The sequence below is a fragment of the Sphingomonas panacisoli genome (assembly GCF_007859635.1).
Classification (GTDB): Bacteria; Pseudomonadota; Alphaproteobacteria; order Sphingomonadales; family Sphingomonadaceae; genus Sphingomonas; species Sphingomonas panacisoli.
On sequence record NZ_CP042306.1, the window covers coordinates 2,637,790 to 2,660,466 of the forward strand.

Genomic DNA, 22,677 nt, shown 5'->3' on the forward strand with positions numbered 1-22,677 from the left:
GCGCGCATGGCCAAGACCAATCTGAAATCGCTGTCGGACGCGCTTGCGGAACGGCTGATCAAGGGTGCGCTTCCGGGCGAGTTGCAGGGGTTCGGCAAGGCCGAGCGGGCGGAGGCGGCCGCCTTCGTCGCGACCGCCGCCTACAACCGCCCGCCGGGCGAGCCGGTGATGGTCATCGAGCCGATCGCGGCGAACGATCCCAACCGCCGCATGCGCGTGGCGATCGTCAACGACGACATGCCGTTCCTGGTCGATTCGATCGCGGCGACGATCGCCAGCCAGGACATTGCGGTCGATCGCATCATCCACCCCGTCATTCCCGTGTCGCGCGATCCGCACGGCGGCCTGATGGGGGTCGGCGACGGCAACCCCGAATCGATGATCTATATCGAGATGGAACGCGCCGACGCGCGCGAGCGCCGCAGCCTGATCACCGCGCTCGACGCCAATCTGAAGGACGTCCGCGCCGCGGTGACCGATTGGGTCGCGTTGCAGGACGCGATGGCGAAGGACGCGAAGACGCTGACGGGCGAAGGCGCGGCGTTGCTCGACTGGTTCCTCGACCGTCACTTCACCTTGCTCGGCCATGCCCGGTACGGTCGCGACGCCGGCGCGAAGTCGCCGCTCGGCATTTGCCGCAACAAGCACGAGGTGCCGATCCTGGCCGAAGCGTCACGCGCGCTGGCGGTCAAATGGTTCGAGGATGGCGGCGAAGCCCCGTTGCTGCTCAAGTCCAATTTCATTTCGGGCGTCCACCGCCACATCCCGCTCGACCTGGTCGTCGTGCCGATCCGCGACGGCGGCAAGGTAACGGGCCTGTCGATCCATGCTGGCTTGTGGACCTCGTCCGCGCTCAACACGCCGCCCGACGACATTCCCCTGCTCCGCACGCGCCTCGCGCAGTTGCAGAAGAAGTTCGGGTTCGATCCCAAGGGGCATGCCGGCAAGGCGCTCGAGCATGCGCTGACCACCCTGCCCCACGACCTGCTGATTGCGTTCAGCCCGCAGGCGCTGGAGGATGTCGCGCTGACCGCGATGAGCCTGGCCGACCGGCCGCGGCCCAAGCTGGTCCTCGCCAAGTCGATCCTCGGCCGACATCTGTTCGCCTTCGTGTGGCTGCCGCGCGACGAACTGACCACCGCGCGGCGTCTTGCCGTCGGCGATATGCTGGCGGAAGCGGCGGGTGGCCCGGTGCTCAACTGGGCGGTGGCGATGGACGATGTCGTCGCGCTGATCCGCTACACGATCGACCTGCGCGGACGTGACGCGATGCCCGACGAAGCGGCGCTCGACGCGCGGCTCGCGCGCATGATGCGCGGCTGGGCGCCGGGCGTCGAAGCCGCGCTCGCCGAGGCCGACGCGACTCGCGCGACGCGCCTTGCGCTGCGCTGGGCGAACTGCTTCCCGCAAAGCTATCGCACGATGAATACCGCCGACGAAGCGGCGCGCGACATCCTCAGCCTCGCGACGCTCGAGGATCCCGGACAGCGCGCTGTCCGGCTGTACCGCGACGAGCAGGGCCAGGCGCGGCTCAACCTCTATCGTCTCGGCGGCGCGATCGCGCTGTCGGATGCGGTGCCGGTGCTCGAGAATTTCGGCTTCCGGGTGATCGAGGAAGTACCGACGGCTTTGACCGATGACGGCCAGGGCTTCATCCACGAATTCCTGATCGAGGCCGCGGGCGGCGCCGCCAACGTATTCGACGGCGACACCGCCGTGCTCGAAACCGCGATCGCGCAAGTGCTGGAGGGCACGGCCGAAAACGACGCGTTCAACCGCCTGATCGTCGATCTCAACATGGCGCCGGCGTCGGCCGTGCTGTTCCGCGCGTGGTTCCGCTATCTGCGCCAGGCCGGCATGTCCTACGGCTTGCTGACCGTCGTCGATGCGCTGCGTCGCGCGCCCGACGTGGCGCAGGCGCTGATCGACCGCTTTTTCGCCGCCCATTCGCCCGCCGGAACGCGGGGCGACGGCATCGCGCTGGCCGAAAAGGCGATCGCCAAGGGGCTGAACGATGTGTCGGCGATCGACGACGATCGCATCCTGCGCTCGATCAAGGGCGTGATCGCAGCGACGCTCCGCACCAACGCGTTCACCCCGGCGGCCGAAGAGGCGCTGGCGTTCAAGCTCGACAGCCATTTGGTCCCCGGCCTCCCCGCCCCGCTGCCGTGGCGCGAGATCTGGGTGTATAGCCCACGCGTCGAGGGTATTCATCTCCGCGCCGGTCCGGTCGCGCGCGGCGGGCTGCGCTGGTCGGATCGCCGCGACGACTTCCGCACCGAAATCCTCGGCCTGATGAAGGCGCAGCGCGTCAAGAACGCCGTCATCGTGCCGACCGGCGCCAAGGGCGGTTTCTATCCGAAGCAGCTCCCCTCGCCCGCGGTCGATCGCGATGCGTGGCTGGCCGAAGGCACCGAAAGCTACCGCATCTTCATCCGTACCTTGCTGTCGGTCACCGACAACATCGTCGAGGGCAAAATCGTGCACCCGCAGGGCGTCGCGATCCACGATGGCGAGGATCCGTACTTCGTCGTCGCCGCCGACAAGGGCACCGCGACGTTCAGCGACGTCGCCAACGCAATCGCAATCGACCACGGCTTCTGGCTGGGCGACGCATTCGCGAGCGGCGGCTCGGTGGGCTACGACCACAAGGCGATGGGCATCACCGCCAAGGGCGCGTGGGTTTCCGTCCAGCGCCACTTCGCCGAGCGCGGGGTGGACGTGCAGACCGAGACGATCCGCGTCGTCGGCTGCGGCGACATGTCGGGCGACGTGTTCGGCAACGGCATGTTGCTGTCGCAGACGCTCAAGATCGTCGCGGCGTTCGACCATCGCCACATCTTCCTCGACCCCGATCCCGATCCAGCGGCGAGCTGGGCCGAACGCGCCCGCATGTTCGCACTGCCGCGGTCGAGCTGGGCGGACTACAACCCGTCGCTGATCTCCAAGGGCGGCGGCGTCTTCCCGCGCACCGCCAAGACGGTTCCGCTGACCAAGGAAGTGAAGGCCGCGCTCGACATCAGCGCCGACGAGCTGGAGCCGGCCGCGCTGATCTCCGCGATCCTCAAGAGCCCGGTCGATCTGATCTGGTTCGGCGGCATCGGCACTTATGTGAAGGCGGCGTCCGAAAACCATATCGAGGTCGGCGACCCAGCCAACGATCGTCTCCGCGTCAACGCCGAGGATCTGCGCGCGACCGCGATCGGCGAGGGTGCGAACCTGGGCGTGACGCAAGCCGCGCGCATCGCGTTCGCATCGCGCGGCGGCCGTCTCAACACCGACTTTATCGACAATTCGGCCGGCGTCGATTGTTCGGACAACGAGGTCAACATCAAGATCGCGCTGAACCGCGAGATGATCGAAGGGCGGCTGAAGTTCGCCGCGCGCAACACTTTGCTCGCATCGATGACCGACGATGTCGCGCACCTCGTGCTGGAGGATAACCGCCTTCAGACGCTCGCGCTGTCGATCATGGAGCAGGACGGCGCGCAGGCGTTGCCGAGCTACGTCCGACTGATCGAGATTTTCGAAGGCACCGGACGGCTCGACCGCGTGGTCGAAGGGCTAGGCGACAACGGTACGCTGCTGCGCCGCGAGGCCGAGGGTCATGGACTGACCCGGCCCGAACTCGCCGTACTGCTGGCGACCGCAAAGCTCGCGCTGCAGGATGCGATCGAGCACACCGATCTCGGTCAGGACGACGAGTTGCGGCCCGACCTCCATGCGGCCTTCCCGCCGGCGATGCGCAAGAAGTTCGCGACCGCGATCGACGAACACCGCCTGCGCAGCGAAATCGTCGCGACCAAGCTCGCCAACCGGATCATCAACCGACTGGGCGTGCTGCATCCGTTCGAGCTGGCCGAGGAAGAAGGCGCGGCGATGGGCGACATCGCGGCGATGTTCGTTGTGGTCGAGCGGCTGTTCGACCTGGGCGCGTTGTGGCGCGAGATCGAGACGACCGCGATGCCCGAGGCCGGGCGCCTCGCATTGTTCGACGAGGTCGCGGTCGCGGTGCGCAGCCAGATCGCCGATCTGCTCCGCGTGATGAAGCCGGGCACCAGCCCAGGCGCCACACTCGCGCGATTGGGCAAGGGCGTCGGTGCGCTCGACCGCCAGACCAAGCAATTGCTGCTCGAAGAAGCGTCGAGCCAGAGCGCACGGATTTCGGCGAACTTGCAGGCGGTCGGCGCACCGGCCGGTTTGGCGAAGAAAGTCGTGCGGCTGTTTGAACTGGACGGCGCCGTGGGCCTCGCCGATCTCGGCGCGGAAACCGGGATAGACGAGATCGTGCTGACTCGCGCCTTCACCCATTTAGGCCAGGCGCTCGGGCTCGATTGGGCGCAGGCGAACGCGGCGCGCATCAATTCGAGCGATCCGTGGGAGCGCCTGCTGATCGCTGGCCTGGCGCGCGATTTCCAGCAGTTGCGCCTCGAATTCCTCGAACGCGCGGGCGGCAAGGATCCCGAGGGCTGCGTGGATGCGTGGCTCGCGGCGAATGCGGGTCGTGTCGCGCAGTTCAAGGGCGTCGTCGATCGCGCTCGGGCGGCGGCGGCACCCAACGCCGCGATGCTCGCGCAGATTGCCGGGCAGGCCCGGGTGCTGCTGGGACGCTAATATCCACAACTGATTTCAGTATCGAAACGATCTTAATTGACACGTGAGTCAATTAGGGCATTTTGATGCCGGGACCTGATCCCCCCTTCTTTCGGGTCGCAACGGAAAGAGTCGTCATCTCGTCACGAGAGACGGCTCTTTCTAATCGATCACGCGGCCGACGCCCGCGCCTTCTGCTTGGCCTTGAGCTCCGCCTTCCATCCTCGCGCACGCCACCACATGATGACGCCGGTGATCGCCAGAATCGCCGGCAGCAGACCGCCGAGGAAGATGATCGCCTGCCACACGATGCCCATGCCGGTGCCGTCGTGAATCTGGCGCATCAGCCGGGCGATGCCGGCCTGGCCACGATTGGCGTCGGGCGCGATCGACGCGATGCCGCTCGCGTCGTCCACGGCGAGGGTCGCGGGCTTGCCCTTGGCCGGCTTGATCGTGAACTGCCAGATCGCCTTGTAATCGGTCGGCCAGGCGATCTGCGTGACGCTGCCAGGTTGCTTCGCCAGCGCCGCCGCTTCCGCCGTCGCCAGCGGCATCCGCGTCGTGCCTAGCGGTTGCGCCTTGTTCATCGCCGCCCGTTCCGCGCTGAACCCCATCGGCCGCGCATTCTCGCCGACCAGCGGACCGAAGAAGGTCGGGAAACTAATCCACGCGCCGGTCAGCGACAGCACGAACAACGGCACTGCGATCCAGAAGCCGAACAGGTGATGCAAGTTCGTGTCGAGGTTGCGATGCCGCCGCCAGCGCAGCCCTCGCATCCACTTGCCGACGGTCGGCCACCACAGCCAGATGCCGGTGAAACACGAAAACAGCATCGCGACGCCGATCCACCCGACGATCGGGCGACCCCAGACCGGGATCAGCATCGTGCCGTGGATCATGTGCATCGTCATGATCAGCCCCGACCGACTGTTCGCGACGTCGAGTACCTTTCCCGTCGCCGGGTCGAGATAGACGTTGGTCCGCGCCGCCGGGCCTTGCGTCTTGCTCGGCATCGGGCCGGTCGATGCGATCGCAGGCGCGCCGGATTCGGCGGGCAGCTTGATCGTCGCGATCTTCGCGGTGCCGACCGCTGCCTGCGCCGCCGTCGCCAGCTGATCGGGCGTGAGCGCCGGACCGTTGCCGACCGCATAACGCTGCGGGTTGACGACATGGTCGAGCGCTTCGTCCCACACCAGGGCCGCGCCGGTCACGCACAATGGAATGATCAGGATCGCCAGCGCGAGCCCGATCCACTTATGCACCTGAAACCACGTATTGCGGAGGCCGATCTTGGTCATGGTGTCCCTTACGCCTCGGCCCAGCGCCGCAGCAGATTGTGATAGGTGCCGGTCAGCCGCACCGCCGCCGGATCGTTCGCGCCGAGCCGGCCGGCGACATCCTGCACCGCCTGGTCGAGTTCGAACAGAATGCGCCGCGCGCCGTCGTCGCGAACCATCGACTGGATCCAGAAGAAGGACGCGACCCTTGTGCCGCACGCGACGGGTTCGACCCGGTGCACGCTGGAGGCGGGATAGAGCACCATATGCCCGGCCGGAAGCTTGACGCGCTGCTCGCCGAACGAATCCTCGATCACCAGCTCGCCGCCGTTATAGCTGTCGGGATCGGCGAGGAAGAGCGTCGCCGACAGGTCGCTGCGGACGCGGAAGTCGGTGCCGCGTCGGATGCGGATCGCGCTGTCGACATGCGCGCCGAACGTGTCCCCGCCTGTGTAGCGGTTGAAGAGCGGCGGATAGACTTTGAGCGGTAGCGCGGCCGCGACGAACAGTGGCGTTGCGGACAGCGCGTCAAGCACCAGCGACCCGGCATCGCGCGCGGCCACCGACTCTTCGGGCAATTGCTCGTTCCGCTTGGCGAGCGCAGACTGATGCCCCGACGTCGCATTGCCGTCGATCCATGCGGCGCCGTCGATCAGCGCACGCACCTTCGCCACGTCGCTCGCGTCCAGCACGTCGGGGATCGCGATCAGCATCGTGCCGCGCCTCGCTCGATCGCCGCCCGGCCCCGCGCACGAAACGCCGGCACCGACGACGCATCGAGGAATGCCCCCGCCTTTTCGACGAATGCCGGCGTCGCGGTCGTCCCCGCGCGCTCGATCCAGGTCAGCGCCTCTTCGGTTCGCCCCTTATCGCTCAGCATCCGCGCATGGTTGAAGCATCCACGGAAATCGCCGCCCTCTGCAGCGCGCGCATAGTGCCGCGCCGCCTTCGCCATGTCGCGCGACACCACCCAGCCGTCCTCGTGAAAGCTGCCGACATAGTTCATCGCCTTGGCGTTACCCATCCGCGCCGCTTTCTGGAACCAGCCGAATGCCGCCGCCTTGTCCTCGGTGACGCCGTGTCCCAACGCGAGCAAGGTCGCATAGTTGTACATCGCCCAATCGAGCCCCTGCTCAGCCGCAATCCGATAGCATTCGGCGGCCCGAGCCTTGTCGATCGCGACGCCCCAGCCGAGATCGTAGCAGCGCCCGACCATGTTGAGGCTCATCAGATGCCCCTGCGCCGCGGCGCGATTGAACCAGGCGAACCCGGCCGCCGCATCCTGCGCCACGCCGTTCCCGTCGAGCAATAGCTGCGCGTACAACGCCTGCGCCTCTGCATCGCCACCCTCGGCGAGCGCACGAAGAAACGCCGCGCGCTCCCCGGGATCGTCCGGGATGCGCGCGGCAGGTTCGGCCACGGAAGGGTCCGCCGTGACCGTCAGAACTTGAACTCCACCGTCCCGAACACCGTCCGTCCGGGCGCGATCGTCGCGTAGTGGTTGGTGAAGGTAGAGCTGAAATAGACCTTGTTGGTCAGGTTCTGCGCGTTGACGCTCAGCGCGATGTTCTTGGTCAGCGCAAACCGTGCCTGCGCATCGAACCGCCAGTAGCCGTCGATGCCACGCTCCAGGAACTTGGTCGCCGGCGTGACCGTCACGACCCCAGCCGTCGTCTGCGTCGCGATGCGGTTGTCGGCATAACCGCTATATTGCCGGCCGCTATAGATCGCGCTGCCGCCGATCGAGAACTGCTTCGTCACCTGATAATTGGTGGTGAAGGTGAAGCTGTTCTTCGTGATCAGCGGCACTTGCTTGCCGTTGCTCGCCGACGGCACCAGCACGGTCTTCGCCGCCGCCGCCCCGTTGGCCGCCGCGGTCAGAGCGGTGAAGCCGCCGTCGAGGATCTTCGGATCGAGATAGGTGTAACCGCCGAACACCGTCCAGCCGTCGACGATCACGCCGCTCGCGCTCAGTTCGAAGCCGCGGATGCGGGTCTTGCCGATGAACGCCGGATTGTTGTTGGCGTCGGTCACGCGAGCGTTGGTGATTTCGGTCTGGAACGCGGCGCCCGACAGCGAGAGCTTTTCGCGGAACAGGCTGGCCTTGGCACCGACCTCGTACGACTTGGTCTTCTGAACCTTCAGGCTGTCGAGGATCGCCAGATTGGCAGCGGTATTGGTCGTCGGCAGCGCATTGTCCTCGCGCCCTTCGCCCAGCAGCGTGTTGGGCGGCGTCGCCGCGGTGGCGTAGCTCGCGTAGATGCTGGTCTCGCTGGTCGGCTTGAACACCAGACCCGCTTGCCAGTTGAACAGCTCGTCGGTGCGCGACAGGCGGAACGAGTTGGTACCCGCCGTGAATGCCGGCACCGTGCTCGAGGTGAAGCGGTCGAACCTGGCGCCGAGATTGACGATCAGCGCGGGGGTCAGCGTGATCGAATCGAAACCGTAGAATGAGATCGTATTCGCATCGTTCTGCGTTTCGGTATTCGCCGCGCCCTTGGCGATCGGCGTCCGCACGGTCGAGGTATCCGAGGCATAGTTCACGAACGCATCGTTGGGATTGGGATTGAACAAGCTGGCACAATAGAAACGCGATACAGTGAACGTGTCGCAGCGCGGGCTGATCGTCGACCCCGTCGCCATCACGAACGTCCCTCGGCGCGCCTTTTCCCATGAGAATTCGGCGCCGACCGCGAAGCTGTGCTCGATCCCGCCGGTCTTGACCTTGCCGTACAGGTCGATCTGGTCGGTCAGCGTGTTGGTCTGGCTATAGCGGTTGTTGGATCGGCGCCAGACATAGCCGCCACCGGTCAATCGCGCGCCACCATCCGCGGGATTTATTGACCCCGCGACGAATGCCGGATTGCCGAACACGTTGCCCTGCGTGTCGTCGGGCTGGGTATAGCTGTACGCCTGATAATCGTCGGTGAAGCGCGCGACGTTCCGCAACGTCACGTTGCCGAAGTCGTGTTCGACACGGATCATCGCCTGCTGGTCACGCGTATCGCGAAAATCGCGATCGACGAGGCCGTAGAAGGCCGAACGCTTCACAACCCCCGTCGTACCGTTGAGCGTCGTGATGCGGCCGATCGCGGGCGTCGTGAACGTGTTGCCGGTCGGCACGTTGCAGACGGTTGCCGAGCAAACGTAGAGAAACGGTATGCCGCTGTCGGGCAGCTCGTGGCCTTCGAGGTAGTAATAGCTCGCGGTCAGCCGGGTGGAGGTACCCACGCCGATCGTGACCGACGGCGCGAAGCCCCAGCGGCGATTGTAGATGGCGTCGCGATCGACGACGTTCTGGTCGTGCCATACGCCCTGGATGCGGAACGCGACGGTATCGGCGATCTTCACGTTCAGGTCGCCCGTGACGCGCTTGTAATCGCCATTGCCGTAGCTCGCCGAGATCGAGCCGTAGGTGCCGGCAGTCGGCAAGCGCGAGATGATGTTGATCGTGCCGCCAGCCGAGCCACGCCCCCCGAGCGTCGAATCCGATCCGCGGATGATCTGGACAGAGTCGATCGAAAACACTTCGCGGTTCTGCGACGCGAGATCGCGCACGCCGTCGATGAAGATCGACCCTTGAGCGTCGAAGCCGCGAATGAAGGGGCGGTCGCCGAGCGGATTACCGCCCTCGGCCGCGGCAAAGGTGATGCCGGGCACGGTGCGCATCGCGTCCTGCAGCGAGTTCGACCCGGTCTGCTCGATCACGCTCTTGTCGAGGACGATGACCGACTTGGGCGTGTTGACGATCGGCGCGACGTCCTTCGGCCCAGGCTGTTCCTTTAGCTTCTGGTCGGTGATGACGATGTCGCGGCGATCACTATCATCATTGTCGTCGGTCGCGGGCAACGGATCGGGCCCGTCCTTCGCCAGCACCGGATGCGTCGCGAAGGCGCCGACGCACGACAGCGCCAGGAAAGCGGGCTTGGCGATGCGATGGGCGGCGGTGTTGCGAGTCATTCTTATCTCCCTGTGTGGGAGGTCCGCTATTGAGAGTCGTTCGCAGTGTCAACGCTATTGCGAGTGATTTTCAATTCTGTCCGCTTGCGTTGCGCGCATCCGCCAGCACCCAGGTCCGCAGCGCACTGGCGAGATTTGGCGGATCGTCGGCCTGGATCCGCAGGGCGTCGATCTCTGCGACCAGCGCGCTGAGCGGCAACGCGCGAATAGCGGCGGCGGCCTCCAGCGCCTGCCAGAAGCCAGGCTCGAGCGTGATCGACGTCTCATGTCCAGCGATGGTGATTGACCGCTTGACCGGTCCGGCGAACCCGCCCGGCGGTGGCGCAATGCTCACATCTGTCCTTGGATGAACAGATTGGCGGTCAGCCGTCCGACGCGGGGATCGTCGCTGAAGTTGGGATCGTGCGACACCAGTCCGGAATGGAGCAGGCGACCTGGATAGATGACCAGTCGATCGGGCACCGCCTCGACCATCGCGATCCGCTCGAACGCCTCGTTGCTGTCGCGTATATAACCGGCCGAGCCCGCGGCCGCTTCGTCCGCCGCCGCCGCGAATGCCCCGACATTGTCTTCGTCGACCGTGTCGATCCCAGTCGCTCGCTGGCGATAAAAGGCCGTTCCGCTTTCGGGGCTGGTGCGCAGATAGTGCAGGATCGCGATATAGCCGGGATGCGTCGAATCGAAGTGCGGCACGCGCTGCTGCGGCAGAAGTTCGGCGGGGTCGACCGTGACCATCGAAAAGCTGGCATAGTGAACGTCGAACCGTTTGACGCCGAATTCCGCGAAGATCAGCGGCGCGACGGTCTTCAACGTGTGCGAGACATAACCGGCGGCAGACTCGCCGGGCGCGATGATCCGCCGCAACCCCGGATACTGCCCACGCGCCGCAGCCGGGAACGGCGCCATCGCCGCGGCCTGATCGACGATCGCCTCCACATCACCACTGAAACCGTCGATCACGATCAACGGACTGTTCGCGCTGCCGATATGGCGGATATCTGGCGTCACTGCTTGTCGAACAACGCCGCAAGCTGTTCGATGATCGTTCCGCCGAGCTGATCGGCATCCATGATGGTGACGGCGCGCTCGTAATAGCGCGTCACGTCGTGACCGATGCCGATCGCGGCGAGCTCCACCGGCGAACGGCTTTCGATCCAGCCGATCACCTGACGCAAATGACGTTCCAGGTACGAGCCTGAATTGACCGATAGCGTCGAATCATCGACCGGCGCGCCGTCCGAAATCACCATCAGGATCTTGCGCTCCTCCGGCCGCCCGATCAGCCGGTTGTGCGCCCACAGCAACGCCTCCCCGTCGATATTCTCCTTGAGCAGCCCCTCGCGCATCATCAACCCGAGTGACGGCTTGGCACGGCGCCACGGCTCGTCGGCTTGCTTATAGACGATATGGCGCAGATCGTTGAGCCGTCCCGGCTGCGGCGGACGGCCCGCAGCGAGCCAGTTCTCGCGTGCCTGCCCGCCCTTCCATGCGCGGGTGGTGAAGCCGAGGATCTCGGTCTTCACGCCGCATCGCTCCAGCGTACGCGCCAGGATGTCGGCGCTGATCGCCGCGATCGAGATCGGCCGCCCACGCATCGAACCCGAATTGTCGATCAGCAGCGTGACGACGGTGTCCTTGAACTCGGTTTCGCGCTCGACCTTGTAGCTGAGCGACTGCCCCGGCGAAACCACAACGCGGGCCAGCCGCGCCGCGTCAAGCAGTCCTTCTTCCTGGTCGAAATCCCACGACCGGTTCTGCTGCGCCATCAACCGTCGTTGCAGCCGATTGGCGAGCTTCGTCACCGCGCCCTGCAAGTGGATGAGTTGCTGATCGAGATACGAGCGCAGCCGCGCCAATTCCTCGACATCGCACAGTTCATTGGCCGCAATCACTTCGTCGTACGACGTCGTCCACGCCTTATAGTCGAACTGCGGCGACAGGTCGCTGAACGGGCGGTTGGGACGGACGGGGAGCATGCCGTCCTCGCCCTCGTCGCCGGCCTCGCCCTCGGAGTCCTCGTAATCTTCGTCGCCGGCCTCGGCGCCCTCGCCGTCGTCGCTCTCGGCCTCGGACTGCTCGCCCCGGGCCTCGACCTCGCCCTGGCCCTGCTCGCCCTGGTCTTCGCCTTCGTCGCCCTGGTCCTGCTCGTCGGTACCGTCGTCGTCATTGCCGCCGTCGTCGGTATCCTCGGGAATCTGGTCGCCCTCGACCAGTTCGAGGTCCTCGAGCAACTTGGTCGCCAGGCTGGCGAACGCGCGCTGGTCGTCGAGCGCCATGCGCAGCGCGTCGAGATCGGCGCCCGCTTTCTCCTCGATCCATTCGCGAACGAGTGTCAGCCCCGGCTGTGCGACGGCGGGCGCTTCCTCGCCGGTCAGCCGTTCGCGCACCATCAGGCCGATGGCCGTCGAGAGCGGCACCTCGTCGCGCGTCCGCGCCCGCGTGATCGGATCGCTACGCAGTTTCTGATCGAGCGCGTGCGCCAGGTTGTCGGCGATCCCCTGATAACCGCGCGACCCCAGCGCCTCGACCCGCGCGCGCTCGGCAGCGTCGAATACCGCGCGCGCGACCGCGTCGTGCGGCGCGGACTTGAGATGGAGCGCAGCGTTATGATGCTTGAGCCGCAACGCGAACCCGTCGGCAAACCCACGCGCTTCGGCAACCTGATCGGCCGGCAAGGTCCGCGCCGGCATCGGTACCTTGATGTGCTTGCCCGATTGCGTCGGCGCGTCGGCGGTAAAGGCCAGCTCGATCTCCGGCTCGTCGGCGAGCGCGCGCGACGTACCGCCGAGCACGGCCTTGAAGCGATCGAGCGGGGAATCCTGCGCCATGGCCTTCTCTTTGGAGCGCTAGGCGCGCGATGCAACCCCTTCCCCGTGCCGTGCCGCCGCCGCGAGGCCGATCGCGACGATGCGATCCCGCAGGTCGGGCGGGCCGAGCGCTTCGACCTCGTCGCCGAATCCGATCAGCAGCAGCGCCGCCTGGTCGATCGATTCTATCGGCAGCGACAGGTCTGCCCACGCATCGTTCACCTGATCAGCGTTTCGTACCGCGTTCGCTGCAAAATCGCCGAGTTCGGCCAGCCGCCGCCGCCCCTCCACGGTCGCGCGCACCCGCGCCGTCGTCGGGCGGAGCTCGGCGCTGAACCGATCGAGCTGCGCTTGCCAGCTTGCCGCCAGATCGAAATCAGCCGGACGCTCGAACCGCGTTTCCTCAACCGTCAGCGTCAGGATCTTCCCCGCTTTAAAGGTGCGCAGATTGCCCTTGCTCAGCGCGGCGAGGTACCAGGCGCCGCCCTTCATCACGAGACCGAGCGGCTCGACGCGATGCTCGCGCGTCGCGGTCCAGCTCTTGTAGGTGATGACGATCGGATGCTGGTCGAGCACGGCACGGACGAGCGACGGGACGTGATCGGCGACATCCTCCTCGCGATACCAGTCGAGCGGATCGACATGGAACCGCGCGCTCATCCGTCCCGCGCGGTCGCGCTGCGCCGACGACATCGACACCATCAACTTGCCCTGCGCGCGCTGCGCCGCCGCGCCGAGCCCGAGCGCCGCCGCCGGGCCAGGCATCCCGATCAGCGGCACCGCCTCCGCCTCGTCGCCGGCGAGCCCCGTCAGCTGCGTCTTGTAACCGTCGAGCAGTTGAAACCCGCCGCCCGGCCCACGATCGGCATAGACCGGCACACCGGCAGCGCTCAGCGCATCGACGTCGCGATAGATGGTGCGAACCGACACTTCGAACTCGTCGGCGAGCTGCTGCGCGGTCAGCCGTACCCGTAGCTGCAACAGGATCAGGATCGACAGGAGGCGGCTCGCGCGCATTTTTGCACCATAGCCGAAAAATCCTGACGCGGAATGTCAGGTATGCGGGCGTAGGATGATTTCATGTTTTCGGGAGGACATCATGACTCAGCTTTCACGCCGAACCATCGTCACCAGCGCCGCCGCACTATCGCTTGCCGGCCTGATCGGCGCGCCCGCCGTTGCGCGACCGCAAGCCAAGGCCCCCACGCCCGGCAAGCCCGGTGACTTCGATTTCCTGACCGGCGATTGGAAGATCGCGAACAAGTGGCGCAACAAAACCACCGACAGCTGGCTCGAATTCCCCGGCGAAGCGACCGTCCGCGGCATCCTGAAAGGGGTGGTCAGCGTCGAGGAACTCCGCATCCCGGCGCGCGATTTTTCCGGCATGGGCCTGCGCACGCTCGACCTCGAGAAGAAGGTCTGGACCGATTACTGGGTCAACGGCAAAGCCGGGGTGATGGGCCGTGACGGCGTGACCGGCAGCTTCGAGAACGGCGCCGGCATCTTCGACTCGCCCGACACCGAAAACGGCAAGCCGGTCATCTATCGCGGCATCTGGGACAAGATCGTCCCCGGCGTGTCGCACAATTGGTCGTCGCTGATCTCGCGCGACAACGGCAAGACCTGGGAAGGCCTGTGGCTGATGGAATGGACGCGGGCGTAGAACCTACGCCTTCGCGACCACGCTCTCCGGCAGGTCCTTCCCGAACACGCGCTGGTAATATTCCGCCACCAGCGCGCGCTCGGCTTCGTCGCACTTGTTGAGGAAGCTCAGCCGGAACGCGAAGCCGATATCGTCGAAGATCATCGCGTTCTGCGCCCAGGTGATCACCGTGCGCGGGCTCATCACGGTCGAGATGTCGCCGTTGATGAAGCCCTTGCGCGTCAGGTCGGCGACGCGGACCATGTTGTCGACGATCGCCTTGCCCTCGGGCTTGTCGTATTCGCCCGATTTCGCGAGCACGATCTGCGCTTCGACCTGCGCCGGCAGATAGTTGAGCGTGACGACGATGTTCCAGCGGTCCATCTGGCCCTGGTTGATCTGTTGCGTGCCGTGATAGAGCCCGCTCGTGTCGCCAAGACCGACCGTATTGGCGGTCGAGAACAGCCGGAAATAGGGGTTCGGGCGGATCACGCGGTTCTGATCGAGCAGGGTCAGCTTGCCCTCGGTCTCCAGCACGCGCTGGATCACGAACATCACGTCGGGCCGGCCCGCATCGTATTCGTCGAACACCAAAGCGGTCGGCGTCTGCAGCGCCCAGGGCAACAGCCCTTCGCGGAACTCGGTCACCTGCTGCCCGTCGCGCAGCACGATCGCGTCGCGGCCGATCAGGTCGATGCGGCTGATATGCGCGTCCAGGTTGATGCGGATGCACGGCCAGTTCAGCCGCGCCGCCACCTGCTCGATGTGCGTCGATTTGCCGGTACCGTGATAGCCCTGCACCATCACGCGGCGATTGTGCGCGAAACCCGCCAGGATCGCGAGCGTCGTGTCGGGATCGAACACGTAGGCCGGATCGAGGTCCGGAACGCGCTCATCCGCCTCGCTGAACGCCGGCACCTGCATGTCCGAATCGATCCCGAACAGGTCGCGCACCGACTTCATCTGGTCGGGCGCATCGAGGATCGTCGTCTCGCGACTGTCGGGCTGGGTATTCGGGATGTCGGTCATCGTACTTCCTTCGCGCGCCCTCCTAACCGTAGGGACGGCGCGAAGTCGAGACACGTTGTGCATTGCAACGCGTCAGGACGCGATCTTCTCCGGCAAGGTGAACAGATCGATGAACGCCTGCGCGGTTGCGCGATCGCCCGCCAGCGCGAGCAGGCCGTCGCCGTCGAATCCTTCCTTGCCGTAGATCGTCCGGCGCATCGCCAGCGTGTCGCCGGTAAACGTGACATCCGCGTCCGGCGCATCACTCCGCAAGATCACGATCTCCCCGTCACCGACGCGCGCGACGAAAGCGTCGTCCGGGAAGTGGAATGCCACCGTCATCTTCACCGCCGCCGCCTTGACCGGATCGATCAGCGTCCGCAGCGACGTCATCGCCGATGCCGTCGACATGAACGCGAGCGGATCGTGCCGCGGCGATCGCGCCGCCCAACGGCCCATCTCGCGGATCGGCACTTCAGCCTCCAGCCCCCAATCGGTTAGTGCGTAGACTTGGACGTTCGCGGGCGACGGCAAGCGGCGGCGCACGACGATCTCTGCTTCTTCCAGGCTTTCCAGCCGCTGCGTCAGCACGTTGGCGCTGATCCCGGGCAGGTTTGCCCTGATCTCCCCGAACCGCCGCGGACCGTAGAGCAGCTCGCGAATGATCAGCAGCGCCCAGCGTTCGCCGACGAATTCGAGCGCCAGCGCCGTGCCGCACGCATCGTCATACCACCGTTTTTGCGCAGTTTTTTTGCTTCTAGTTATTTTTTGTAACTCCATGGTTGCTTTTTGTAACCGAGTCGTTCAGAAAATGCAAGTCCCGATTCGCAAAGGAGTGCTTTGACATGACCAAGATGATCTTCGTGAACCTGCCCGTCGCCGATGTCGCCAAATCGACCGCTTTCTATGAAGCGATCGGCTTCACCAAGAACGAGCAGTTTTCCAACGAACAGGCCTCGTCGATGGTATGGTCCGACTCGATCTTCGTGATGCTGCTCGCGAAGCCGTTCTTCTCGACGTTCACGCCCAAGACGATCGGCGACGCCAAGACGACCGCCAGCGCGCTGTTCGCGCTGTCATTCGACAGCAAGGCGGACGTCGATACGATCACCGACGCCGCGTCCGCCGCCGGCGGCACCGAACCGCACGGCCCGGAGGACATGGGCTTCATGTACAGCCGCGCGTTCGAGGATCTCGACGGTCACGGCTGGGGCCCGTTCTGGATGGACCCCGCCGCCGCCGAAGCCGGCCCGCCCGAACATCAACCGATCGTCGAAGCCTGAACGGCTCGCCCCCCCAATTGGGAGATCGATCATGCTCGTTCGTTTCCGCTCGCTGGTTACCGGTCTCGTCGCGTTCACCGCGACGGGCCTGGTGATCCTCAACTACCAAGCGCTCGCCGCGCTGCCGATGATGTCCTGACGCAAGGCCGTCACGCAGCACGATTAGGAGAGATGGAATGACGACCCCCGTCATCACCGCGTTCGACCGTTCGCCCGATGGCGGCCGCGGCCTCGCGCGCGACACCCGCGTCCGCTGGGCGCTCGAAGAGGTCGGCCAGGCCTATGAGGTCAAGCCGATGACCTTCGAGGCGCTCAAGCAGCCCCAGCACCTCGCGCGCAACCCGTTCGGCCAAATCCCGACCTTCGAGGCGGGCGGCCTAACGCTGTTCGAAACGGGCGGGATCATCCTGCACATCGCCCAGAGCTATCCCGGCCTGCTGCCCGACGATGCCGACGGCCAGGCGCGCGCGCAGATGTGGATGTTCGCCGCGGTCAATTCGGTCGAGCCGGCGATCCTCGAATTGTTCAACGCCAAGATCGTCGAGGGCGACAAGCCGTGGGCCGCGGAGCGCCTGCCGATCGTCATGGAACGCGCGCGCAAGCCGCTCCAGCGCCTCGCCGCCGCGCTCGGCGAGAACGAATGGCTCGACGGCGCGTTCAGCGCCGGTGACTTGATGATGGTGTCGGTGCTGCTGCGGTTCCGTCCGGCGGGCCTGCTCGACGAATTTCCCACCCTCGCCGCCTATGTCGCGCGCGGCGAGGCCCGGCCGGCCTACAAGCGCGCATTCGACGCGCAACTGGCCTTCAACACCCGACCCCAGGAGAGTGAAGCATGACCAAACCGACCATCACAGCGTTCGATTGGGTGCCGCCCTTCGCGCAAGGCCAGGTTCGCGACCTGCGCGTCCGCTGGGCGCTCGAGGAAGTCGGCCAGCCCTATGAGGTGAACTACCTCAACCAGGGCGAGCAGAAGGAAGCGCAGCACCGCGCGCGCCAGCCGTTCGGGCAGGTTCCAACGTACGAGCAGGACGGCCTGACCCTGTTCGAATCGGGCGCGATCGTGCTCCACGTCGCCGAGACGTACGACGGCCTGCTGCCCAAGGATGCCGGCGCGCGCGCGCGCGATCGAATGGATGTTCGCCGCGCTCAACTCGGTCGAGCCGTCGATCATGGACCTGTCGTATGTCACCCTATTCGAAGCCGACAAGCCGTGGTCCGAAATGCGCCGCGGATCGGTCGAGGAGCGCATCCACGGGCGGCTGAAGGACTTGTCGGCACGGCTCGGCGACAAGACCTGGCTGGACGGTGAAACCTTCACCGCGGGCGATCTGTTGATGGTCAGCGTGCTGCGGATCCTGATCGATCAGGGCTTCGTCGAGGCATATGACAATCTGGCCGCGTACATGCACCGCGGGATCGACCGACCCGCCTTCCAGCGCGCGCTGGCCGCGCAGATGGACGGGTTCACCGGCGAGGCGCCCGAATGGTTCGCTGCCTGGGCGGAAAAGATGAAACAAGGAGAGACGGCATGACCTATTTCCAAGGCTTCGTGATCCCGGTGAAGCCGGATCGCAAGGAAGCATATCGCGCAATGGCCGCGAAGGCCGCGCCGATCTTCGCCGAATATGGCGCGACCCGCACCGTCGAGTGCTGGGAAGACGACGTGCCGGACGGCAAGGTCACCGACCTGCGCCGTGCGGTCGCCGCCGAGCCAGGCGAGAAGATCGTCTATTCGTGGGTGACCTGGCTCGACCGCGCGACGTGCGACGCAGCGGCCGAGAAGCTGATGGCCGACGAGCGGATGCAGCCGGACGGCGACGTGCCGTTCGACATGAAGCGGATGATCTATGCCGGGTTCGAACCGGTGTTCGAGCGCGGCGACGCGGTCAAAGCGGCGGGCTATGTCGACGGCGTCGTCGGCCCGGCGCCCGGCGACGGGAAAGACACCTTCACCGCGCATTCCGAAAAGCTCGACAGCTATTTCCTCGACCAGGGCGCGTTGCGCGTGATGGACGGCTGGGGCGCGGACGTGCCCGACGGCAAGGTCACCGACTTCAAGCGCGCGGTCGCGGCGGAGGCCGGGGAGCAAGTCATCTTCGGCTGGATCGAATGGCCCGACAAGGCGACCCGCGACAAGGCGTTCGAGGGCATGATGCAGAACCCCGAACTGACCGCGATCACCCCCGGTTTCGACATGAAGCGCGCGATCTTCGGCGGATTCACGCCGATCCTCGACACCGACCACCAATAACCGACATCCCCAGGAGAAAGACGATGCCCAATCCCGAAGGTACGCCGATCTGGTACGAGTTGCTGACGCCGGATCACGACGCGTCGAAGAAATTCTACGACCACGTCATCGGCTGGACGATCGGCGGCAAGCCCGACAACAGTCCGATGGACTATCGCATGATCCAGACCGCCGACGGCAGCATGGTTGGCGGCGTGATGCAACTGACCGACGAGATGAAGAGCGGCGGCGCGAAGCCGACCTGGCTGTTCTATATCGGCGTCGATGATGTCGATGTGTCGTTCGCGAAGCTGAAGGCGAATGGCGGCGGCGTATTGATGGAGCCGTTCGACATTCCCGGCGCTGGCCGCGCGGCGTTCGTCACCGACCCGCAGGGCAATCCGTTTTACATCATGCGCGGATCGAGCCCGGAGAGCAGCACCGCCTATGACCGAATGGGCATGGGCAAATGCAACTGGAACGAACTGACCACGTCCGACCAGGGTGCGGGCAACAAGTTCTACGCCGACACGTTCGGCTGGAACTATCCCGACAAGATGGAAATGCCCGGCGACATGGGCGACTATGTCTTCGTCGCGGTCGGCGACACGACGATCGGCGCGACGATGAAGCAATCGAACGGATCGCCGACCGGCTGGCGCTTCTATTTCCGTACGCCGGATATCGAGGACACTGCCAGGAAGGTCGGCGAGGCCGGCGGCACAGTGATGATGGGGCCGCACGAAGTCCCCGGCGGCGACCGCATCATCGTCGCGACCGACCCGCACGGTACCGTGTTCGGCGCGGTCGGCCCCGGCGACGCATAATTCAAAAAACCTAGGAGAGAGACGATGACCAACAAGCTCACCACCGTATTGTGGTTCGACCATGGCCAGGCGCGCGAAGCCGCCGAATTCTATGCCGCGACCTTCCCCGACAGCCATGTCGGCGGGAAGATGGACGCCCCCGCCGACTATCCCGATGGCGGCGCGGGTAACGAGATCGTGGTCGAGTTCACGTTGCTCGGCCAGGCGTTCTCCGGCTTGAACGGCGGCGACATGTTCAAGCCCACCGAAGCGGTCAGCTTCATGGTCGTGACCGAGGACCAGGAGGAAACCGACCGCTACTGGAACGCGATCGTCGATGGCGGCGGGCAGGAAAGCATGTGCGGCTGGTGCAAGGACAAATGGGGCTTTTCGTGGCAGATCACGCCGCGCGCGCTGCTCGAAGCGAACAGCGATCCCGACAAGGCGGCCGCCAAGCGTTCGTTCGAAGCGATGATGAAGATGAAGAAAATCGACATCGCCACGATCGAGGCCGCACGCGCCGGGGAGCCGGTGGCATGAGCGGGCCGGCGCACGAACTCGCGATCGACCGCACCTTCGACGCGCCGCTTGACGCGGTGTGGCGCGCGGTCGTCGATCATCTGCCCGAATGGTGGTGTCCGCGCCCGTGGACGTCGGAGATCGTCGCGCTCGATTGGAAGAGCGGCGGGCGCTTTTCGATCACCATGCACGGCCCCAACGGCGAAACGCATCCGGGCGACGGCGTGCTGCTGGAAGTGGTCCCGGGCGAGCGCTTCGTGTTCTGTAACATGCTCGACGCGGACTGGAACCCGCAGGACGCGCAGCCGGTCGGGATCGTCGGCATGTTCGAATTCGCCGACGCGGGCGTCGGCCGGACCAAGTTCCGCTCGAGTGCGCGCCATTGGAGCGAGGCCGACCGCAAGGCGCATGCCGATATGGGGTTCGAGCAAGGCTGGGGCATCTGCGCCGACCAGTTGGAGGAGGTCGCGAGGAGACTCGCGGCGACGGCCGATGCGTAGGATCGTCGGCGCCGTCTTCCAATCGCTCGACGGCGTCATGCAAGCGCCGGGCGGCACCACCGAGGACCCGACCGGCGGATTCGACCAGGGCGGCTGGCAGTTCAAGTTTCCCGACCCCGCCGCCGACGAGACGATGGGGCCGCTGCTCGACGGCGAGTACGATCTGCTTCTCGGACGGCGCACCTACGACATCTTCGCCGCATTCTGGCCCTATGTCGAAGGCGACGAAGCCCCGGTCGGCCGTGCGTTCGACCGTGCCGGAAAGTACGTTCTCACCCACGGCGACCAGCCGCTCGAATGGGAAAACAGCCATCGCCTGACGAGCATTGACGATGTCGCGGCGCTCAAGGCGAGCGATGGCCCCGAACTCAGGATCTGGGGGTCGAGCACGATCTATCCCGGCCTGCTGAAGGCGGGGTTGCTCGATCGGCTGGTGCTGATGACCTATCCGCTGACGCTCGGGAAGGGGAAGCGACTGTTCGGCGACGGCACGCCGCCGGGTGCGCTCAAGATGGTCGATCATACGGTCACGCCGGCTGGCACCGTCGTCGCGACCTACGAACCCGCCGGCCCGATCCCCGCCACGGCGCCGCACCAGCCCTCTCCCGCGACAAGCGATCGTGAGGCGGAGCGGCAACGCAAGATGCAGGACGGCAACTGGTAGGCACAACGCGCTATCGCTGATCCGTGCCAGCGGTTAATCGGGCGGGGATGACCAGTCGTCCCCGCCCGTTTCTCGTCGCGATCCTGATCGGGCTGGTGGCGGAAATGCTGTTCCTGTGGGGCGTCGCGACGCCGCACATGCTGGTGTTCGACGAAATCCACTACGTCCCCGCCGCGCGCGCATTGCTCGCGTTGCAGTCGCCGATGAACACCGAACATCCGATGCTGGCGAAGGAGTTCATCGCCGCCGGCATCGCGTTGTTCGGCGACGATAGCCTTGGGTGGCGGTTCTTCTCGACGATCGCGGGCAGCGCGACAGTGATGGGCGTATTCGCGATCCTTTGGTTGCTGTTCCGGCGGATACGGCCCGCAGTGCTGGGCGCGGCGTTCGCGCTGCTCAACTTCACGATCTATGTCGAGGCGCGGATCGCGATGCTCGACGGATTTCTCGCCGCGTTCATGGTGCTGGCCGTCGCGGCGATGCTGTGGGCGATGGACGCGCCGCCGGGACGCGTGTGGCCGCGCTGGATACTGGCGGGCGCGCTGTTCGGGCTGGCCGTGTCGGCGAAGTGGCTGGCACTGCCCTATCTAGCCTTTGCTGGACTGGCGTTCCTGATCGTTCGCTGGCGAGATGCGCGCGCGGCGAAGCGATCGCTGGCCGCGATCTTTTCGGCCAAGGACCAGCCTCACTGGGGGGGCTGCCCGCCATCCCCGCACTCGCCGCGTTCGGGCTGGTCGCGGCGTTGGCCTATTTCGCGACGTTCCTGCCGGCCTTCTTCTATCGCGACGATCCGATGACGCTGGCGAAGTTGCTGCCGTTCCAGGCGACGATGTACGCGCAGCAGACGCAGGTGTTGCCGCATCACACCTATCAGTCCGACTGGTGGACGTGGCCGCTGATGATCCGTCCGATCTGGTATCTCTACGAGCCCGCCGATGGGGCGATGCGCGGCATTCTGATGCTTGGCAATCCGGCGGTCATGTGGGGCGGTTTGATCGCGGTCCTGGCCTGCGTGTGGGGCGGCGTACGGAACGGGCGGCTGCTGACCGCAGGCTTGCTCTGGGTCGCGGCGTACCTGCCGTGGGCGATTATCCCGAAGTCGCTCGGCTTCTTCTATTATTACTACGTCCCCTCGATCGCGCTGCCGATCGCACTCGCGGCCGCGTGGGATCGCTACGCGCACGGCAAGCTCAAATATTGGGATGAGGGCTTCCTGGTCATGACGTTCGGGCTGGCGGTGTATTTCTTCCCGATCCTATCGGCAGCGCCATTGGCGAACGACCAGGCGTTCCAGCACTGGATGTGGTTTAGCACCTGGCCGTAGCGAAATAGCAGCGCTATTTCGCGTCTCGACGGCCAGTGCGGCCGGCGGAGCAACGCTCCGACCG

At 65.7% G+C, this 22,677-nt stretch carries 22 protein-coding genes and 1 pseudogene; 13 read left to right on the forward strand and 10 right to left on the reverse strand.

Annotated elements, in window-relative coordinates; genetic code table 11:
• Positions 1-6: 6 nt before the first annotated feature.
• On the forward strand, positions 7-4,614 hold the full coding sequence (locus tag FPZ24_RS13110) for an NAD-glutamate dehydrogenase (RefSeq protein WP_146572689.1): 4,608 nt from the start codon (positions 7-9) through the stop codon (positions 4,612-4,614).
• 149 nt (positions 4,615-4,763) lie between these two features.
• Here FPZ24_RS13110 and FPZ24_RS13115 read toward each other — a convergent pair whose 3' ends face one another.
• The 8 genes from FPZ24_RS13115 to FPZ24_RS13150 all read right to left on the reverse strand — a co-directional run bounded on the left by FPZ24_RS13115 (position 4,764) and on the right by FPZ24_RS13150 (position 13,654).
• Positions 4,764-5,891 carry a PepSY-associated TM helix domain-containing protein gene (locus FPZ24_RS13115; RefSeq protein WP_146572691.1) on the reverse strand — a complete coding sequence of 376 codons (1,128 nt, stop codon included), beginning with the start codon at positions 5,889-5,891 and terminating at the stop codon, positions 4,764-4,766.
• A gap of 8 nt (positions 5,892-5,899) precedes the next feature.
• Positions 5,900-6,583 carry a Fe2+-dependent dioxygenase gene (locus FPZ24_RS13120; protein ID WP_146572694.1) on the reverse strand — a complete coding sequence of 228 codons (684 nt, stop codon included), beginning with the start codon at positions 6,581-6,583 and terminating at the stop codon, positions 5,900-5,902.
• Positions 6,577-7,290 (reverse strand): tetratricopeptide repeat protein, encoded by a 714-nt coding sequence (locus tag FPZ24_RS13125; protein ID WP_240047462.1) that lies wholly within the window; start codon positions 7,288-7,290, stop codon positions 6,577-6,579. The genes FPZ24_RS13120 and FPZ24_RS13125 overlap by 7 nt, the downstream gene beginning before the upstream one ends.
• A gap of 20 nt (positions 7,291-7,310) precedes the next feature.
• Entirely contained in the window at positions 7,311-9,830 is a 2,520-nt protein-coding gene (locus tag FPZ24_RS13130; RefSeq protein ID WP_146572698.1) for a TonB-dependent receptor, read from the reverse strand.
• 70 nt (positions 9,831-9,900) lie between these two features.
• Entirely contained in the window at positions 9,901-10,164 is a 264-nt protein-coding gene (locus tag FPZ24_RS13135; protein ID WP_146572700.1) for a ribbon-helix-helix domain-containing protein, read from the reverse strand.
• Entirely contained in the window at positions 10,161-10,838 is a 678-nt protein-coding gene (locus tag FPZ24_RS13140; RefSeq protein WP_146572702.1) for a DUF6445 family protein, read from the reverse strand. The genes FPZ24_RS13135 and FPZ24_RS13140 overlap by 4 nt, the downstream gene beginning before the upstream one ends.
• On the reverse strand, positions 10,835-12,658 hold the full coding sequence (gene cobT / locus FPZ24_RS13145) for a cobaltochelatase subunit CobT (protein WP_146572704.1): 1,824 nt from the start codon (positions 12,656-12,658) through the stop codon (positions 10,835-10,837). The genes FPZ24_RS13140 and cobT overlap by 4 nt, the downstream gene beginning before the upstream one ends.
• An 18-nt stretch (positions 12,659-12,676) precedes the next feature.
• Positions 12,677-13,654 (reverse strand): helix-turn-helix transcriptional regulator, encoded by a 978-nt coding sequence (locus tag FPZ24_RS13150; RefSeq protein WP_146572706.1) that lies wholly within the window; start codon positions 13,652-13,654, stop codon positions 12,677-12,679.
• An 82-nt stretch (positions 13,655-13,736) separates the two neighbouring features.
• On the opposite strand from FPZ24_RS13150, the gene FPZ24_RS13155 reads away from it, so the two are divergent.
• Positions 13,737-14,300: a hypothetical protein gene (locus tag FPZ24_RS13155; protein WP_146572708.1), complete on the forward strand. Its 564-nt coding sequence runs from the start codon at positions 13,737-13,739 to the stop codon at positions 14,298-14,300.
• A gap of 3 nt (positions 14,301-14,303) precedes the next feature.
• Here the strand turns inward: FPZ24_RS13155 and cobS are convergent, their stop codons facing one another.
• A complete protein-coding gene (cobS, locus tag FPZ24_RS13160) occupies positions 14,304-15,308 on the reverse strand; it encodes a cobaltochelatase subunit CobS (RefSeq protein ID WP_146572710.1) in 1,005 nt (334 codons plus the stop codon).
• 72 nt (positions 15,309-15,380) lie between these two features.
• Positions 15,381-16,067 (reverse strand): winged helix-turn-helix transcriptional regulator, encoded by a 687-nt coding sequence (locus FPZ24_RS13165; protein ID WP_146572712.1) that lies wholly within the window; start codon positions 16,065-16,067, stop codon positions 15,381-15,383.
• A 65-nt stretch (positions 16,068-16,132) separates the two neighbouring features.
• Between FPZ24_RS13165 and FPZ24_RS13170 the strand changes: the two genes are divergently transcribed.
• From FPZ24_RS13170 to FPZ24_RS17635, 11 genes and pseudogenes are all read left to right on the forward strand, one after another.
• Positions 16,133-16,570 carry a VOC family protein gene (locus FPZ24_RS13170; RefSeq protein WP_146572714.1) on the forward strand — a complete coding sequence of 146 codons (438 nt, stop codon included), beginning with the start codon at positions 16,133-16,135 and terminating at the stop codon, positions 16,568-16,570.
• A gap of 176 nt (positions 16,571-16,746) precedes the next feature.
• Positions 16,747-17,406 (forward strand): glutathione S-transferase family protein, encoded by a 660-nt coding sequence (locus FPZ24_RS13175; RefSeq protein ID WP_146572716.1) that lies wholly within the window; start codon positions 16,747-16,749, stop codon positions 17,404-17,406.
• Positions 17,403-17,600: pseudogene (locus tag FPZ24_RS17865) on the forward strand (glutathione S-transferase N-terminal domain-containing protein); the annotation flags it as partial. The gene FPZ24_RS13175 and the pseudogene FPZ24_RS17865, both read left to right, overlap by 4 nt.
• Positions 17,601-17,739: 139 nt before the next feature.
• Positions 17,740-18,102, forward strand: coding sequence for a glutathione binding-like protein (locus FPZ24_RS17870; protein ID WP_338061653.1), 363 nt, complete (start codon positions 17,740-17,742; stop codon positions 18,100-18,102).
• Positions 18,099-18,821, forward strand: a complete 723-nt coding sequence (locus tag FPZ24_RS17970) for a DUF1428 domain-containing protein (protein WP_146572718.1) — start codon at positions 18,099-18,101, stop codon at positions 18,819-18,821. The genes FPZ24_RS17870 and FPZ24_RS17970 overlap by 4 nt, the downstream gene beginning before the upstream one ends.
• A 23-nt stretch (positions 18,822-18,844) precedes the next feature.
• On the forward strand, positions 18,845-19,627 hold the full coding sequence (locus FPZ24_RS13190) for a VOC family protein (protein WP_146572720.1): 783 nt from the start codon (positions 18,845-18,847) through the stop codon (positions 19,625-19,627).
• Positions 19,628-19,651: 24 nt separating this feature from the next.
• Positions 19,652-20,146 carry a VOC family protein gene (locus FPZ24_RS13195; protein WP_146572723.1) on the forward strand — a complete coding sequence of 165 codons (495 nt, stop codon included), beginning with the start codon at positions 19,652-19,654 and terminating at the stop codon, positions 20,144-20,146.
• The gene (locus FPZ24_RS13200) at positions 20,143-20,625 is read left to right on the forward strand and encodes an SRPBCC domain-containing protein (RefSeq protein ID WP_146572725.1); all 483 of its coding nucleotides are present in this window, start codon (positions 20,143-20,145) and stop codon (positions 20,623-20,625) included. Before FPZ24_RS13195 ends, FPZ24_RS13200 begins: the two co-directional genes overlap by 4 nt.
• Complete coding sequence (locus FPZ24_RS13205) at positions 20,618-21,289, forward strand: dihydrofolate reductase family protein (protein WP_146572727.1); 672 nt, start codon at positions 20,618-20,620, stop codon at positions 21,287-21,289. The genes FPZ24_RS13200 and FPZ24_RS13205 overlap by 8 nt, the downstream gene beginning before the upstream one ends.
• 47 nt (positions 21,290-21,336) lie before the next feature.
• Entirely contained in the window at positions 21,337-22,086 is a 750-nt protein-coding gene (locus FPZ24_RS17630) for a phospholipid carrier-dependent glycosyltransferase (protein ID WP_240047464.1), read from the forward strand.
• Positions 22,032-22,613: a dolichyl-phosphate-mannose--protein mannosyltransferase gene (locus tag FPZ24_RS17635; RefSeq protein ID WP_240047465.1), complete on the forward strand. Its 582-nt coding sequence runs from the start codon at positions 22,032-22,034 to the stop codon at positions 22,611-22,613. The genes FPZ24_RS17630 and FPZ24_RS17635 overlap by 55 nt, the downstream gene beginning before the upstream one ends.
• Positions 22,614-22,677 lie beyond the last annotated feature (64 nt).